13 protein-coding genes and 2 tRNA genes are annotated in these 17,236 nt (G+C 35.9%); 13 read left to right on the forward strand and 2 right to left on the reverse strand.

All coding sequences use genetic code 11. The features are described from left to right. Positions 1 to 29: 29 nt before the first annotated feature. The 9 genes from H2O64_RS13450 to H2O64_RS13490 all read left to right on the forward strand — a co-directional run bounded on the left by H2O64_RS13450 (position 30) and on the right by H2O64_RS13490 (position 6,584). Positions 30 to 1,256: a Glu/Leu/Phe/Val dehydrogenase dimerization domain-containing protein gene (locus tag H2O64_RS13450; RefSeq protein WP_187562726.1), complete on the forward strand. Its 1,227-nt coding sequence runs from the start codon at positions 30 to 32 to the stop codon at positions 1,254 to 1,256. Between the two features lie 23 nt (positions 1,257 to 1,279). After that, positions 1,280 to 2,692, forward strand: coding sequence for a sodium:proton antiporter NhaD (gene nhaD / locus H2O64_RS13455; protein WP_187562727.1), 1,413 nt, complete (start codon positions 1,280 to 1,282; stop codon positions 2,690 to 2,692). A gap of 53 nt (positions 2,693 to 2,745) precedes the next feature. Further along, entirely contained in the window at positions 2,746 to 3,432 is a 687-nt protein-coding gene (locus tag H2O64_RS13460; protein ID WP_187562728.1) for a MotA/TolQ/ExbB proton channel family protein, read from the forward strand. A 9-nt stretch (positions 3,433 to 3,441) separates the two neighbouring features. After that, positions 3,442 to 3,828: an ExbD/TolR family protein gene (locus tag H2O64_RS13465; protein WP_187562729.1), complete on the forward strand. Its 387-nt coding sequence runs from the start codon at positions 3,442 to 3,444 to the stop codon at positions 3,826 to 3,828. Further along, positions 3,828 to 4,223 carry an ExbD/TolR family protein gene (locus H2O64_RS13470; protein ID WP_187562730.1) on the forward strand — a complete coding sequence of 132 codons (396 nt, stop codon included), beginning with the start codon at positions 3,828 to 3,830 and terminating at the stop codon, positions 4,221 to 4,223. Before H2O64_RS13465 ends, H2O64_RS13470 begins: the two co-directional genes overlap by 1 nt. A 7-nt stretch (positions 4,224 to 4,230) precedes the next feature. Further along, complete coding sequence (locus tag H2O64_RS13475; RefSeq protein WP_187562731.1) at positions 4,231 to 5,121, forward strand: energy transducer TonB family protein; 891 nt, start codon at positions 4,231 to 4,233, stop codon at positions 5,119 to 5,121. 20 nt (positions 5,122 to 5,141) lie between these two features. Next, on the forward strand, positions 5,142 to 6,353 hold the full coding sequence (locus tag H2O64_RS13480) for a bifunctional folylpolyglutamate synthase/dihydrofolate synthase (RefSeq protein WP_187562732.1): 1,212 nt from the start codon (positions 5,142 to 5,144) through the stop codon (positions 6,351 to 6,353). 59 nt (positions 6,354 to 6,412) lie between these two features. After that, positions 6,413 to 6,487, forward strand: a tRNA-Val gene (locus tag H2O64_RS13485). A gap of 22 nt (positions 6,488 to 6,509) precedes the next feature. Further along, positions 6,510 to 6,584 (forward strand) — tRNA-Val (locus H2O64_RS13490). A gap of 37 nt (positions 6,585 to 6,621) precedes the next feature. Here H2O64_RS13490 and H2O64_RS13495 read toward each other — a convergent pair. Both H2O64_RS13495 and gldJ read right to left on the reverse strand, forming a co-directional pair. Next, positions 6,622 to 7,893: a UDP-N-acetylmuramoyl-tripeptide--D-alanyl-D-alanine ligase gene (locus H2O64_RS13495; protein ID WP_187562733.1), complete on the reverse strand. Its 1,272-nt coding sequence runs from the start codon at positions 7,891 to 7,893 to the stop codon at positions 6,622 to 6,624. Between the two features lie 85 nt (positions 7,894 to 7,978). Continuing rightward, entirely contained in the window at positions 7,979 to 9,673 is a 1,695-nt protein-coding gene (gldJ, locus tag H2O64_RS13500) for a gliding motility lipoprotein GldJ (RefSeq protein ID WP_187562734.1), read from the reverse strand. 226 nt (positions 9,674 to 9,899) lie between these two features. On the opposite strand from gldJ, the gene porU reads away from it, so the two are divergent. The 4 genes from porU (at position 9,900) to pdhA (ending at position 17,234) form a co-directional block, all read left to right on the forward strand. Next, a complete protein-coding gene (porU, locus tag H2O64_RS13505; RefSeq protein WP_187562735.1) occupies positions 9,900 to 13,775 on the forward strand; it encodes a type IX secretion system sortase PorU in 3,876 nt (1,291 codons plus the stop codon). Between the two features lie 32 nt (positions 13,776 to 13,807). Next, positions 13,808 to 15,049 carry a type IX secretion system outer membrane channel protein PorV gene (porV, locus tag H2O64_RS13510; protein WP_187562736.1) on the forward strand — a complete coding sequence of 414 codons (1,242 nt, stop codon included), beginning with the start codon at positions 13,808 to 13,810 and terminating at the stop codon, positions 15,047 to 15,049. A gap of 456 nt (positions 15,050 to 15,505) precedes the next feature. After that, positions 15,506 to 15,988, forward strand: coding sequence for a cytidine deaminase (gene cdd / locus H2O64_RS13515; RefSeq protein ID WP_187562737.1), 483 nt, complete (start codon positions 15,506 to 15,508; stop codon positions 15,986 to 15,988). Positions 15,989 to 16,235: 247 nt separating this feature from the next. Next, positions 16,236 to 17,234 carry a pyruvate dehydrogenase (acetyl-transferring) E1 component subunit alpha gene (pdhA, locus tag H2O64_RS13520; RefSeq protein ID WP_187562738.1) on the forward strand — a complete coding sequence of 333 codons (999 nt, stop codon included), beginning with the start codon at positions 16,236 to 16,238 and terminating at the stop codon, positions 17,232 to 17,234. Positions 17,235 to 17,236 lie beyond the last annotated feature (2 nt).

Here is a 17,236-nt window from a genome sequence, read left to right on the forward strand (position 1 = left end):
AACAACATGCCAATAAAACCTATATTTAATTGAAAGAACTACTCAAAATATACGAAAATAAAGCACCCGAAATAGTATTTAACTGGAAAGATCCTGAAACGAATGCAGAAGGATGGACCGTAATTAATTCGCTTCGTGGTGGAGCTGCTGGCGGTGGAACCCGAATGCGAAAAGGATTGGATATGAACGAAGTGCTTTCGCTAGCCAAAACAATGGAAGTAAAATTTACGGTTTCTGGCCCTGCAATTGGTGGTGCGAAATCTGGAATTAACTTTGATCCGCAAGATCCACGAAAAAATGGCGTATTAAAACGCTGGTACAATGCAGTTGCACCATTGTTAAAAAGCTATTATGGAACTGGTGGCGATTTGAATGTCGATGAAATCCATGAAGTAATTCCAATCACAGAAGATAGTGGCGTTTGGCATCCGCAAGAAGGTGTATTTAACGGACACTTTAAGCCCACAGAAGCTGATAAAATCAACAGAATTGGACAATTGCGTCTCGGAGTTATCAAAGTAATTGAAAGCTCAAAATATTCTCCTGATGTTTCTCGAAAATATACAGTTGCCGACATGATTACAGGATTTGGAGTTGCAGAAGCTGCACGCCATTTCTATGATATCTATGGCGGATCTATTGAAGGAAAACGTGCCATTGTACAAGGATTTGGAAATGTTGGAGCTGCGGCGGCCTATTACTTAGCGAAAATGGGCGCGAAAGTAGTAGGAATCATTGACAGAGTTGGTGGTGTTATTAATGAAGATGGGTTTTCGTATGAAGAAATAAAAGATTATTTTTTAAAGAAAGACGGAAACACGCTTGTGGCAGACAATATGATTTCTTTTGAAGAAATAAACAAACGTATTTGGGAATTGCCAACTGAAATCTTTGCGCCTTGTGCAGCATCACGATTAGTTACACAAGAACAAATAGATAAAATGATTGATACAGGTTTGGAAGTCATTACCTGTGGTGCAAATGTACCGTTTGCAGACAAAGAAATTTTCTTTGGTTCTATCATGGAACATACAGATCAACAAGTAAGTTTAATTCCTGACTTTATCTCCAATTGTGGAATGGCAAGAGTATTTGCTTATTTCATGGAACGTAGAGTTCAAATGACCGATGAAGCCATCTTTGAAGACACTTCAAAAACCATCAAAAAAGCATTGCAAAATACATTCAAACGAAATGCTTCAAAAGTAGATGTCAGTAAAACCGCTTTTGAAATTGCACTAAAAGAACTCGTATAACTAACCACTCATAAAAATTACAAATGGAATCAGCAATAATAGCCATATTTGTCATAGGATATTTAGCCATAACCTTAGAGCACAACTTAAAAATAGATAAACTTATTCCCGCATTAGCTATGATGGCGATATGTTGGGCGTTTATTGCTTTTGGAATCGAAGGCTTTCAAAGTTGGTTCGATTCAGGAGCACATGCATTAGTCGAAAACTTTGGCAGTATGGCGAGCGATGAAAAGATGCATATTATGGAAGAATCCTTACTGCATCATTTAGGGAAAACCGCAGAAATACTAGTATTCTTGTTAGGAGCAATGACGATTGTGGAAATTATTGATTATTTCGACGGATTTGCAACGATCAAAGATTTTATCAAAACACGAAGTAAAAAACGGGTTCTTTGGATTTTTGCATTCTTAGCATTTATCTTATCAGCGATCATTGACAATTTAACGGCAACAATTGTATTAATTTCTATTCTACAAAAAATTATTGGCGACAGAAACATTCGAATTTGGTATGCAGGTTTAATCATTATTGCTGCAAATGCAGGTGGAGCTTGGTCTCCTATTGGAGATGTTACAACCACGATGTTATGGATTGGAAACAAAGTATCTACAGGGAAACTAATAGGATATTTATTCATTCCATCATTATTATGTATGTTAGTGCCAACGTTTATAGCTTCATTCTTAGAGCCATTCAAAGGAAATCTTCCTGATGAAGAAACGAAAGATGATAAAAAGCCACATCGTTTTGGACCAACTATGTTGTACTTAGGTTTATCGGCAATCGTTTTTGTACCAGTTTTTAAAGTAGTAACACATTTGCCTCCGTATGTAGGAATGATGTTGTCTTTATCAGTTGTAGCCATATTTGCGGAATTGTATAGCAATACAAAATTCAGTATGTCTGCAGTTGGAGCAAACGAAGGATATGAAAGCGAATCAGATGCATTATCTGCACATCACAGCCCAGTACATCATTCGTTATCAAAAATAGAATTGCCAAGTATCCTATTCTTTTTAGGAATCTTAATGGCAGTTGCAGCATTAGAATCACTAGGATTGCTCTTTGGATTTGCAGATTGGTTAAAAACAGCAACACCACAATTAGGAACAGAAATGCACTCTGGTGGCGTTTCAGATTTAGTAGTTATGTTGCTCGGAGTTGGATCAGCAGTTATTGACAACGTGCCTTTGGTAGCAGCAAGTTTAGGAATGTTTACAGAGCCTATGGATCATGAATTATGGCACTTTATCGCTTTTGCAGCTGGAACTGGAGGAAGTATGTTAATCATAGGTTCGGCAGCTGGAGTTGTAGCCATGGGAATGGAAAAAATAGATTTCTTTTGGTATCTCAAGAAAATAGCATGGTTGGCATTCATCGGATTCGTTGTGGGTTCAGCAGCATTCATGGTCATGCGAACTTTATTCTAAAGTATACTTTATTGAAAAATTGAACGTTATATATCTTAAATCAAAAAACACACATGTTTCTATTTCAAACAACGAATAACGCAGCTGAAAACCCAGAAAGTAAGGAAGAGTTATTTTCTATCTATCAATTAGTCATTGATGGTGGCTTAGGAAGTATTATCATAATTAGTGTCTTATTAGTATTGTTAGCAGTAGCACTATACATTTATTTTGAACGCTTATTTGCTATCAAAGCAGCTTCAAAGATTGATAAAAACTTCATGAATCAAATTAAAGATAATGTTTCAGGTGGAAAACTAGACGCAGCCAAAATGTTGTGTTCGCAAACAGATTCGCCAGTAGCTCGTTTAACAGAAAAAGGAATTTCGCGAATTGGAAAACCTTTGGAAGATATCAATAAAGCCATTGAAAATGCTGGAACCTTAGAAGTGTACAAACTAGAAAAAAACGTAAGTATTCTAGCAACTGTCGCTGGTGTAGCGCCAATGATTGGGTTCTTAGGAACGGTTATCGGTATGATTATTGCATTCCGTGAAATGGCAACTAGTGGCGGTCAAGCCGAAATGGGCTCGCTAGCAGGCGGTATTTACACAGCCATGACAACTACGGTTGCTGGTTTAATTGTGGGAATTATTGCGTATATTGGATACAACCATTTAGTTGTGAAAACAGATAAAGTGGTGCATCAGATGGAAGCAAATGCAGTAGACTTCTTAGATTTATTAAACGAACCTGTATAATTTTCAGATATGAGATTAAAAGGTAGAAATAAAGTAAGCCCAGAGTTTAGTATGTCATCCATGACAGACATTGTATTTCTGTTATTGGTGTTTTTCATGTTAACATCAAATTCGCCAAACGCACTCGATTTGCTATTGCCAAAAGCAAAAGGTAAATCAACAAACACGCAAAATGTTGCGGTAAGCATCAAGAAAAATTTAGAAATTTATATCGATTCAGATCGAATCAGAGAAGGACAAATAGAAGCAAAGCTGAAGGCAAAATTGGCAGGGCAATCCGAGCCGACAATTATATTAAGAGCAGAAGAAGGTGTACCAATTGAAAAAGCGGTAAACATTATGGATATTGCCAATAGAAATAAGTATAAGATCATTCTAGCTGTTCGCCCACAATAATGAGTTTGCTCGAAACGAATAATAAAAAGTTTAATTTACCATTCGTTTTTATTGCTGGTGTGATCTTCTTAATTGGATTGGCATACTTTGCAAAATATATAGAAGATTTATCAAAGGAAGCAATAGATTTAGAAGTACCGAAAGTTGATGAGAATGTAGCAAATGAAAATTCGGTTACAATTCGAATTACTAAAAATTTAGAAACATATCTAGATTCGGTAAAAATAGAGGCAACTCAATTAGAAGAAAAATTAAAAATACAATTTGAAGGACAAGCAAATCCGACAATTCTATTACAAATAGAAGAAGGTGTTTCAGTAGAAAAAGCAGTAAGCATCATGGATCTTGCAAGCAAGAATCAATACAAAGTTATTTTAACAGTTCGACCAAAATAAAAATAATATGTCATTATTTAATACAGAACACAAGCGAAAATCAGCAACCATTACGACGGCGTTAATGATTGTATTATTGTTATTAATGTTTGTATTTGGAATGAAATACATGGACCCGCCAATAGAAAGTGGTATTGCGGTAAATTTTGGAAATACTGATGTTGGAAGTGGAAACTCAGTGGCAAAAGACACACCAAAGCCTAAAACAACGCCAACAGAAACACAAGAAGAAGAGTCGCAAGAAACAGAAGCCGTTCCGGAAGAGCAGCCAGAAACAACGCCAGAAGAAGTAGAGTCGGAAGAAGTTGTTACGCAAGAATCGGAAGAATCTATCGCAATAAAAAAAGCAGAAGAAGCTAAGAAAAAAGCTGACAAAGAAGCGGAAGAAGCGAAAGCAGAAGCAGACCGAATTGCGAAAGAAAAACAAGAAGCCGAAGAAAAAGCACAAAAAGAGCGTGATAAGAAAAAAGCAGAATTAGATGCCATGATGGATGGCGTTAATAACTCTGACGGTAAAGACGTTGAGGGCGAAGGTCCAGATGATGGTGATGGAAACAAAGGAAAGCCAGATGGTGATCCGTATGCGGCAAGTTATTATGGCAAGCCAGGTTCAGGTACAGGAGGTGAAGGAGGAAGTGGGTTAAATGGTAGAACACGACTGTATAAACCCGATGTTGAATCCAATTGTAAATCTGAAGGAAGAGTAGTTATAGAGATTACGGTAGATAAGCAAGGTAAAGTCGTTAAAGTAAAACAAGGTGTAGGTACGACTGCTATTGATAAATGTTTAATAGATCTCGCAAAAGAAGCGGCTTTCAAGTTTAAATGGAATCCTGATGACAAGGCGCCAGAAAATCAATATGGAGTTATTGAATTTAACTTTAGTTTAGGCGGTTAATAATCTTCTTACGGTACATAATGAATTACGAAGAAACCTTAGATTGGTTGTTCAAGCAGTTGCCTGTCTTTCAAAAACAAGGTGGAAAGGCGCTCAAAATAGGTTTGGGAAATATCATAAAACTTTCCGAATACTTACAATCTCCTGAGAAAAAATTCAAAACAATACATGTTGCAGGAACCAACGGAAAAGGTTCTACAAGTCATATAATTGCTTCTATCTTACAAGAAGCGGGCTATATTGTCGGTTTATACACATCACCACATTTAAAAGATTTCAGAGAACGAATTCGTGTCAACGGAAATAGGGCGAGTGAACAATTTGTCATTCAATTTGTAAAAGAACACCAAGCATTTTTAGAAGCAGAAGGGCTTTCATTTTTTGAAATGACTGTTGGAATGGCTTTTGACTATTTCGCCAAGAAAAAAGTAGACATTGCTGTCATAGAAGTTGGTTTAGGCGGACGATTTGATGCTACAAATATCATCACGCCCGAAGTAAGCGTCATCACAAACATTGGCTTTGATCATCTAGAATTCTTAGGTGATACATTGCCTAAAATCGCTTTTGAGAAAGCAGGAATCATCAAAAAAAATATTCCTGTGGTAATTAGCGAATTTCATGAAGAAACCTTTCCTGTATTTACCGAAAGAGCAAAAGAAGAAGAAGCCGTATTATATCTAGCAGAAGAAACAATTCAACAAAAGTATCAAACAGATTTATTGGGTGATTACCAACAGAAAAATTGTAAAGCTGCGGTACAAGCAGTTCAATTATTAGAAGACTTTCAAATCGAAGAAACGCACATTAAAAAAGGTTTACTCAATGTCGTTACCAACACAAAACTGCAAGGAAGATGGCAGATTCTACATCAAAGTCCAAAAACGATTTGCGATACGGCACATAATAAAGAAGGTTTAGCAATTGCCATGCAGCAACTCCAAGCAGAGAACTTTCAGGAATTACACATCGTTTTGGGTGTTGTGAAAGATAAAAAACTAGAAGCTATATTGCCATTGTTGCCTAAAAACGCACGCTACTATTTTTGTTCTCCAAAAATAATTCGTGGTTTGTCAGCAACCGAATTACAAGAAAAAGCAGCACAGCAACACTTGATTGGAAATGTATACGATTCAGTTTCAGAAGCCTATCATGCTGCAAAAACAAAAGCGACAAACAAAGATGTAATCTATATTGGCGGAAGTACGTTTGTAGTCGCAGAAATAGTATAATTTTTTCAGTTTAAATTTTGTCAGATATAAAATCTATTCTATATTTGCATCCGCAATAAGGGCGATTAGCTCAGTTGGTTCAGAGCATCTGCCTTACAAGCAGAGGGTCACTGGTTCGAATCCAGTATCGCCCACTATCTTATTGAAAATGATTTCGGGTGATTAGCTCAGTTGGTTCAGAGCATCTGCCTTACAAGCAGAGGGTCACTGGTTCGAATCCAGTATTACCCACGAAAAAAGCTTCTCTTTATGAGAAGCTTTTTTTAGTTTACAGCAATTCTAAAATTCGTTCAAGCGCCATACCACGCGAACCTTTAATCAATAAATTGCTGTTTTTTAGTGCTGGAAAATTAGCTTTCAATTCTTCAAAAGTTGGATAGATAATTATCTTGTTGTCAGTGCTACTTGTCTTTCCGAAATTTTCTCCAATTAAAAATACCTTATCAATGTTCAAAGAACTTACATAATCCGTGATAAATTGATGTTCTTTTGCTGCGCTTTCGCCTAATTCAAACATATCACCCAAAAAAGCAATTTTGTTTGTACTTGTTAAGTTTGAAAAATTATCCAACGCAGCTTTCATGCTTGTGGGATTGGCGTTGTACGCGTCTAAAATGATGCTGTTTGTATCTTTATTGATAATCTGAGATCTATTGTTAGAAGGCGTATATGATTCAACAGCGTCTTTTATATCGTTTAGTGGAATGCCGAAATAACTTCCTATTGCAATGGCGGCTGCAATGTTTGAAAAATTATATGCTCCGATCAATTGACTTTGAATTTCTACGTCATTTAATGTAGCGCGAACCATTGGATTTGCGCTCAGAAAACGAATCGCTACATCATTATCTTCAGAACTTCCAAAGGTGTACTTTGTAGCATTATGAGTCCTTTCTACTTGCTTTGGATCATCTCCATTCACAAAAATAAATTTATTATTTACTTTTAAATAGTCGTATAGTTCGCTCTTACCGAGAATAACACCTTCAATGCCACCAAAACCTTCTAAGTGCGCTTTTCCAAAGTTGGTGATGTAACCGTAATCAGGTTCTGCAATACTGCTTAAAAAGGTAATTTCCTCACGATGATTTGCGCCCATTTCTACAATACCTATTTCAGTAGTTGAATCCATGGAAAGTAAGGTAAGTGGTACGCCAATATGATTGTTTAAATTTCCTTTGGTAGCAGTTGTGTTGAACTTTTTAGACAATACTACATTTATTAATTCCTTCGTGGTCGTTTTACCGTTACTTCCTGTGAGTGATACAATAGGAATGTTTAATTGTTTTCTGTGATGATTGGCAAGTTGTTGAAGCGTCTCTAATACATCTTTTACTAGAATAGTGTGTTCTGATGTGTTGTATGCTTCTTCATCAACGATCGCATACGCAGCACCTTTTTGTAACGCGTCTTTAGCGTATATGTTGCCATTAAAATTATCGCCTTTTAAAGCGAAAAAAATACAATCAGGTGTAATGTTTCTCGAATCCGTACAAACTACTGGGTGTTGTTGAAAAATTGTATATAATGCTGAAATCATTTTGAATCGAATTAATATTTAAACGAAAAAAAGCCCTGATGTATCAGGGCTTTTTTTTAGTACTATACATAAAATGTAAGTAGTATTATTTTCTTGGTCTCTTGTTACTTTGTGATTTAGAACCAACTCTAGACATTGCACATCTAAACCCAATATATGAAGTTGCCATATATTCTGGGAATGCTCTTCTTTGTGCAGGATCAATCCAGTATGCTCTATCTTTCCATGATCCACCTTTGTAAACTCGTACATTGTCATCAATTAACGTAGTTCTTGAGTTAGATTTGTCATATTGTCTCACCATTCCTGTAGAATCAGATCCTACTTGATGTTTTGGTGCGTTATACATGCGTTTTGCCTCAGATTCTGAATCTTCATCTTCATTAAATAAGTCAAAATATCTTGAAGATGCAACATCTCCATCACGATAGTTTCTGTTATCAGACTTGTCAAAATTTGTACGTAAGTATGTTTCTTTCTCGTCAACATCAACTTGCGCTAATTGTCCAGGAAGATTTCTTGCCATAATTCTACCATTCGCTAAAGTATCATATTTCATACTTCCAGCTTCAACAATTTCTACGGTTCCTTCAGCGTTGATTTTGTTTTTTGTATAGTAGTTACCACGATAGTAGTTAAAGTCATTTGCTTCATCATCTACAATTGGACGATATACATCAGCAACCCATTCTGCAACGTTTCCAGCCATATCATATAAACCATGATCGTTTGGAGGATAAGTTTTTACGCGTGCAGTAATATCAGCACCATCATCAGACCAACCTGCGATTCCACCGTAATCTCCTTTTCCTTGCTTGAAGTTTGCTAATTGATCTCCACGTCTTTTTCTGTTTCCACTTCTTGTGAATTCACCTTTCCATGGATATTTCTTTCTACCACGTACATTATTGTACTCTCTCAATCCATCTAAACCTTTTGCAGCATATTCCCACTCAGCTTCAGTTGGCAAACGATATTCTGGTAAAATAATTCCAGTAGTACGTTTTGCATATACATTTGTAGATTCTTCTTCTTCACCGTCTTCGTCATCTTCGCCTTTTTTCTTTTTCTTCTTTGATTTTTCAGCAATTCGACCTTGGTAATCATCAATCTTACCTGCGTAAGTTTCTTTCGGTCTTGTCAAATACGCTTCTGTGCTAAATGTGCTTCCTGCGTCAATACTATCCGTTTTTACACCTTTAGCAATATAACCTTCGCGCTCTAAAACAGATTCGTTCACTCTGTCAGTTCTCCACTGGCAGAATTGAACTGCTTGAATCCAGTTTACACCAACTACAGGGTAATCAGCATATCCAGGATGTCTTAGGTAGTTAGTGGTCATCGTTTCATTAAATCCTAAACGATCTCTCCAAACTAATGTGTCAGGTAAAACACCTGTATAAATGTTTTTGTAATTTTCATCTTCTGGAGGGAAAACACTTTTTGTCCAATATAAGTACTCTGTGTACATTAAATTGGTAACCTCTGTTTCATCCATATAAAAGGATTGCACGTGTTGTTGGTTTGGAGTGTTATTCCAATCATGCATAGGGTCATCCTGTGTTTTTCCCATTGTGAAGGTTCCGCCTTCAACAAATACTAATCCTGGAGCCGTTTCCTGATCTTTAAATTTTGTGTTGGCTGTAAATCCACCGTCTTTACCGTCAATGCGCCAACCAGTGGCTCTTGAGGTGTTATTTGATGATGATCTTTTACAGCTAAAAAATCCTAGTGAAACTACTGCGGCAAGTAGCATAATTTTTATTGTACGCTTTTTCATAGTCAAGACTTGAGTATTGAAAGAAATTTTGGTTTGCAATATAGCAATTAAAGGTAAAATATCAAGATTTATTTCAAAAATTAATATGATGCTTTACCTGCATCACAAATATTAATAGTTTTCATATAACGGACACAGTTGTTATTTATTATTCTTAATTTTGTTTTTTTGATAAAATAGCTAAAACATTGAATAATATTTCGATGTATTTACCGTTAAAGATGCAATGAAAAATACACTTACTCTCCTTATTGGTATCCTTTTTATAAGTGCTCATGCTCAAAATAAGCACTTCGATTTAGTATGGAATGATACGCCAACTCAATTTTCTACGGAAACAACGACGATCGCATTACCCACATTTACCAAAGAATATTTTGTGTACAATGATGATGCTACCATTAACTTCATAGCGCAATGGGATGATGATCGTGCTGTAAATAAAAACTCTATTCGTATTGAAAATGTTGCGTATGGAAGCATTTCAAATCAAAATTTAGGTGGAATTGACAAAAGAAAATTACCAACTTCTATAAAATCTAAAATATTAAATTCGGGTGCTAGAGGGAAAAATGCACACATATTAATAGTATCTCCATTAATCAACGAAAACGGAGTTGTTAAAAAAGTACTCAGTTTTGATGTGAGTTATAATTTTCTTGCCAGAAGACCAAATTCAGGTTTTAAAAACAGTGAAGCAATCACAAGTTCGGTATTGGCAAGCGGAAATTTTTATAAATTTTCAGTAGAAGAATCAGGAATACATAGATTAAGCGCCGATTTTTTAAATCAAATAGGTTTAAATACAGGAAACATAAATCCAAGAAAATTAAAAATCTATGGAAATGGTGGACGAATGATTCCTCATTTAAACGAATTAAACCAATATTATGACGTTACTGAAAACGCAATTACGGTTGTTGGAGAAGAAGACGGACAATTTAATGGAGAAGATTATGTGTTATTTTATGCTGAAGGACCCAAAAAATGGAATTCAGACAGTCAAACGCATATCAATGCATATACAGATAAGACCTATTATTACATAACGGTGGATGGTTCTGAAGATGGAAAACGAATTCCAGAAGCGATACAACCTACGGCAACACCCGATGTTATCATTACTCAATATAACGATTATCAATTTCACGAAGTTGACAACATAAACATTGTAAAACTAGGAAGAAGATGGTTTGGAGAAGTATTCAATATTGAAACTGAGCAAACATTTGACTTTACACTGCCAAATATAGTAACGACAGAACCTGTTCGTATCGGAATAAAACCAGCATCAATATCTAACAACGCAACGTCCATGTCTACATTTATAAACGGACAACCTGCGCAAAATAGTAATGGGCAACCTGCGTTTAACTTTAATTTTGCGGCAATAGATGGTTCGTCGTATGCTACACAGCATATCGTTTCAGGATCTCCACAAAATAGACAAGGATTAATAGAAGACGATGTAAATCTAAGTTCTGAAGATTTAAGCATTACCTTAAACTATCAAAACAATGGAGTTGCAGGTTCGGTGGCATATTTAGACTATATTTCAGTAGCTTCAACACGTATGTTAATGGGCGTTGATGATCAATTTATGTTTCAATATAATGACGCAAGAAATATAATAGGAACAGGCGAGTTTGTCATTTCTAATGCAGCAACAATAGCGCAAGTTTGGGACATTACAGACATTTGGAATGTAACTAAAGTAACCAATGATACTGCTGCAAGTAACTTCTCTTTCTCTGCGCCAATGGGCGAAATAAGACAATACATTGCGTTAGACACCTCTCGATTCTTAATCCCATCCATAGAGCCAAATAGCTTAATTCCGAATCAGGATTTAAAAGGTGGTGTCTTTGCGGATGGCGATGTTGAGTACATTATTATCTCTCCAGAATCTTTTGTAGGGCAAGCTGAACGTTTAGCAGATTTCCATAGAAACAACTCAGGAATGATTGTAAAAGTGGTCACCTTAAAAAGTATCTATACCGAATTCAATACTGGAAATCCTGATATTGGAGCCATTAGAAACTTTCTAAAATACGTGTACGACAATGCAAGTACTCCCGAAAACAGAATAAAATATGTGTGTTTCTTTGGCGATGCTTCGTATGACTATAAAGACAGAATTCAAGGAAACACAAACATTGTTCCTGTATATCAAGCCTACGATAGTTTTAACCTCACGAGAGGTTATATGACGGATGATTTCTATGGAATGATGGATGATACCGAAGGATTGATGTCAATTACAGATCGTTTAGATATTGCGTTGGGAAGAATGCTAATTTCTGATGCAAATCAAGCGCAAAAAATGGTCGACAAGACATTAAGTTATTATGCTAAAGAATCTTATGGAAGATGGCGAAACACGGTAACAATTATTTCTGATGATGCTCAAAATAACTCTGACAAGGATTTAGAAGTAGATTTAGATGCATTAGGAAATACCATTGCGTTACAAAAACCATTCATCAATATATCTAAAATACACTCAGATGCTTTTGTGCAACAATCGTCAGCAGCTGGAGAACGCTATCCGGAAGTAACAGAGGCTATAAAAGATAACATTGCATTAGGCTCATTAGTGGTCAACTATTTTGGTCACGGTGGAGAAGATGGACTCGCAGGAGAACGAATTTTTGAAAAAGTAGACTCGCAAGAACTTACCAATGCATGTAGGCTTCCACTATTTATCACAATTACGTGTGAATACACTCGATTTGATAATCCACTGCGTCAAACTGCAGGAGAATTCATGTTCTGGAATGAAAATGGAGGTGCAGTTTCGTTACTAACAACAACACGACAAATATTTCAAAATGTTGGAGTAAGCATCAATGAATTACTAGCAAGATATCTATTCTCGTACGGTTCTAACGAATACGAGCCAATATCTGAAGCATTGCGTCTTACAAAAAACCAAGTATCAACAAGTAACAAAAGAACAGTATTCTACATTGGAGATCCTGCATTGAAACTTGCAATTCCAAGACCTAGAGTAAACCTTACAGCCATCAATGATGTGCCAATTACGCAACCAACGGATACGCTTAAAGCATTAAGTAAAGTGAAAATGGCGGGGAACATCACGGATGAGCTAGGAAATCTACTAAGCACATACAATGGAACCGTATTCTCAACAATCTATGACAAAAAAATTCAACGTCAAACATTGGCAAATGACTTTCCATTTGTATTAGACTTTGAAACGTTGGGAGAAATTATTTTTAGAGGAAAAGCTGAAGTCGTAGATGGAAACTTTGAATTTGAATTTGTTGTTCCTAGAGATATTACCATTCCTGTTGGAAACGGACGTATAAGTTTCTATGCCGAAAAAGGCGATGTTTTAGAAGATCATACAGGAGTCAATGAAGCTTTCAAAGTTGGTGAACTCAATGAAAATGCGCCAATAGACAATGAACCTCCAGTAGTAAACCTATTTATGAATGATGAAAGTTTTGTTTCTGGTGGAATTACCAATGAAGCTCCATTCTTACTAGCAAAACTATCAGATGAAAACGGAATCAATACAGCAAGTGGAATTGGACACGATATTGTAGCTATTCTTGATGGAGACGAAGTCAATCCTTTTGTCCTAAATGATTACTACGAAACAGAATTAAACGATTACACAAGAGGAATTGTTAAATTTCCACTCCGCGATTTAGAAGATGGTACACATACACTATCATTAAAAGCGTGGGACGTTTACAACAACTCATCAACAACTGAAATACAATTTACCGTATTCAATGAAAACAACTCATTGGTCATTAACAATGTTTTAAATTACCCGAATCCTTTTGTCAGTTACACCGAATTTTGGTTCAATCATAACAGTTCTAGTGAGCTGGATATCATGATCCAAGTATTTACGGTTTCTGGGAAAGTGGTGCGTACGCTTATTGGTAAAACAAATGCTGGCGCTTCAAGCAAAGATTTTGGTTCATTATCTAGAGATATTCTTTGGGACGGGAAAGATGATTTCGGAGATAAATTAGCAAAAGGAGTCTACGTATACAAGATTACCGTAAAATCTCCGTTAACTAATCAGAAAGTTGAAAAATTTGAAAAACTTGTAATACTATAAATAAAAACTATATTTGTTAAAATTTTAACTGAATGAAGAAGATATTTTTATCCATATTGTGTTTAATCCCTTTAGGAATGTTAGCACAAACTACGGTCGTAAACCCAAATGATACAAGAGTAATAACGACAGGAGTACCTTTCTTACTCATTACACCAGATGCGAGAGCCGCTGGTATGGGAGAATTGGGAGTAGCAACATCACCAGATACGTATTCACAACAGTGGAACCCTGCAAAATATGCATTTGTAAAAGAGCAAATTGGAGTAGGAATTAGTTACACACCCTACTTAAGTGACTTAGTAAATGATATATTTCTTGGAAATATTACATTTTACAACAGAATAAGCGAAAGAAGTGCTTGGTCTGCAAGTATAAAATACTTCAGTTTAGGTGAAATTGAAATTATTACACAACAACAAGCTGATATTGGAAACTTTACACCATTAATTGAAAGACCAAACGAATTATCAATTGATGCATCGTATGCATTGCGTTTAAGTGATCAATTTGCAATGTCGGTTACAGGTCGTTTCTTACGTTCAGACTTAAAACTACAATCGCAACCAGATACGGAAGCAAACGCAGCAAGTACATTTGCTGTAGATATCGCAGGATACTATCAATCAGAAGAAATAGCGTATGACAACTTCAACGGACGTTGGAGAGGTGGATTTAATATCTCTAACTTAGGACCAAAATTAAAATATGACGACTTAGGTCAAGAAAACTTTTTACCAACAAACTTAAGACTTGGTGGTGGATTTGACTTTATCTTTGATGAATACAACAAATTGGCGGTAAGTGTTGAAGTAAACAAACTATTAGTGCCAACACCTCCAAAACTCGGTTTTGTTGATTTAAATGACGACGGAAATCAAGATACAGATGATCTTTCAACCCCAGACGTTGACGAAAACGAACCAACAATCATTGTTGCAGGACAAGATGATGATGTAAGTTTTGTGTCAGGAATCTTTCAATCGTTCGGAGATGCACCAGACGGATTCAGTGAAGAATTAAAAGAATTCACGTATGCAATAGGAGCAGAATACTGGTACCAAGATTCATTCGCATTACGTCTTGGATACTTCAACGAAAGTGAAATCAAAGGAGCTAGAAAATTCTTTACACTTGGAGCTGGATTCAAATACAGCGCAGTAAGAATTGATGTTTCATATTTATTCTCTGCATCACAAGTAAAAAATCCATTAGAAAACACATTGCGTTTCTCACTAACATTCAACTTAGGAGACACGTACGACGAATTATAAAATTCGATATAACAACAATTACAAAAACCTTTCAAGTTTACTTGGAAGGTTTTTTTGTGGATATAAACTTCACTTTTAATTTATCATGAGTAATAGTCGAAAGACTCAGTTTAGGAACAAACGAACAAAAGAAAAGTTTAGTAGTTTATAAGTTTAAGAGTTTCCGATTTGAATCAAAGTAAGATAATCAAATATACAAATCAACAAACAAACAAGAAGCAAAGGGACACAATCCGAAAGTTAAAAGTTAAAAAGATTAGAGTTAAGAGTGAAAAACGCAAGTTAACCCACAACCCAAGAGCGCAGCGACCCAACACCCAACACCCAACAACCAACAACCAACAACCAACAACCAACAACCAACAACCAAATTACGCTATTCCATAAATAATCACTATATTTCTAGGCTATTTTGATTTGAATTAATCATCAATCAAAAGAAAATAAAAATTTCAAATGCAGGAAATAAAAATCACAACAACACTCACGTGTTATGACAACATAGAGGAACTTCCTCAAGACGTTCAAGAGCTAATGCAACATGCTGTAGAAGCACGTAAAAATGCGTATGCTCCGTATTCTAACTTTAGAGTTGGCGCCGCATTACAATTAGAAAATGGTATCGTTGTCCCAGGAAACAATCAAGAAAATGCAGCTTATCCTTCAGGATTATGTGCAGAACGAGTAGCAATATTTCACGCAGGTGCTCAATATCCAGGAGTCAAAATAACGCAAATGGCAATCACGGCAACTTCAGACAATCATATTAACAAAACACCAATTCCGCCATGTGGATCGTGTAGACAATCTATTGCTGAATACGAAATGCGTCAAGATTCGGATATTGAAATATACTTCATGGGTGGCGAAGGAAAAATCATGAAATCCAATTCACTCAAAGATTTATTACCGTTAATTTTTGATAAATCGTATTTATAGACGTGCAAAAAAATCCATAAATTATCTAAAAACAAAAGTCAAAATTAATAATCAATTGATTTTATACTTTTCGATAACGTTTTCGATAGAATAATTCGTGTTAAAACATAGATAAATTTGCATTACATTTTTTCACTTCTTATTAAAATAGTATTTTTGTTATTCGTTTAAAAAAAACAAACGACAGGAAGCTATAAACCTATAAATGGAATTGTTACTAGTAACAAAGCCAACCAACTTGAAATAAATGAAAAAGATCACTAAAGAGATATACCGTAAATGGTATGAGGAGATGTTATTCTGGAGAAAGTTCGAAGACAAACTAGCCGCTGTATACATTCAGCAAAAAGTACGTGGATTTCTTCACTTATACAATGGTCAGGAAGCTGTTTTGGCAGGATCATTACATGCAATGGACTTATCAAAGGACAAAATGATTACTGCATATAGAAATCACGTTCAGCCAATTGGAATGGGAGTTGATCCTAAAAAAGTAATGGCAGAACTCTACGGAAAAGCAACCGGAACATCACAAGGACTTGGTGGATCAATGCACATATTTGCGCCAAAACAAGGATTTTATGGTGGACACGGAATAGTTGGTGGACAAATTCCATTAGGAGCTGGATTAGCTTTTGCAGACAAATACTTCAAAAGAGAAGCAGTAACCTTATGTTACATGGGAGATGGAGCGGTACGTCAAGGATCGTTACACGAAACTTTCAACATGGCAATGAACTGGAAACTACCTGTAGTATTCATCTGTGAAAACAATGGATATGCCATGGGAACATCTGTGGAAAGAACAGCAAATCATACAGATATTTGGAAACTTGGTTTAGGATACGAAATGCCTTGTGGACCTGTTGACGGAATGAATCCTGAAAAAGTAGCAGAAGCAGTTAGCGAAGCAGTAGACAGAGCAAGACGCGGTGACGGACCAACATTCTTAGAAATGAAAACATACCGTTACAGAGGACATTCTATGTCTGATGCACAACATTATAGAACAAAAGACGAAGTAGCTGAGTACAAAAAAATAGATCCAATCACGCAAGTAAAAGAAACGTTGTTGGAGAAAAAATATGCTACGGAAGAAGAAATTGCTGAAATGGACAAGCGTGTAAAAGCATTGGTGAAAGAATGTGAAAATTTCGCCGAAGAATCTCCATATCCGCCAAAAAGTCTAATGTACGACGTAGTGTACGAACAAGAAGATTATCCATTTTTATCTCATAAACTATAAAA

This window comes from Kordia aestuariivivens (genome assembly GCF_014397005.1).
GTDB classification, from domain to species: domain Bacteria; phylum Bacteroidota; class Bacteroidia; order Flavobacteriales; family Flavobacteriaceae; genus Kordia; species Kordia aestuariivivens.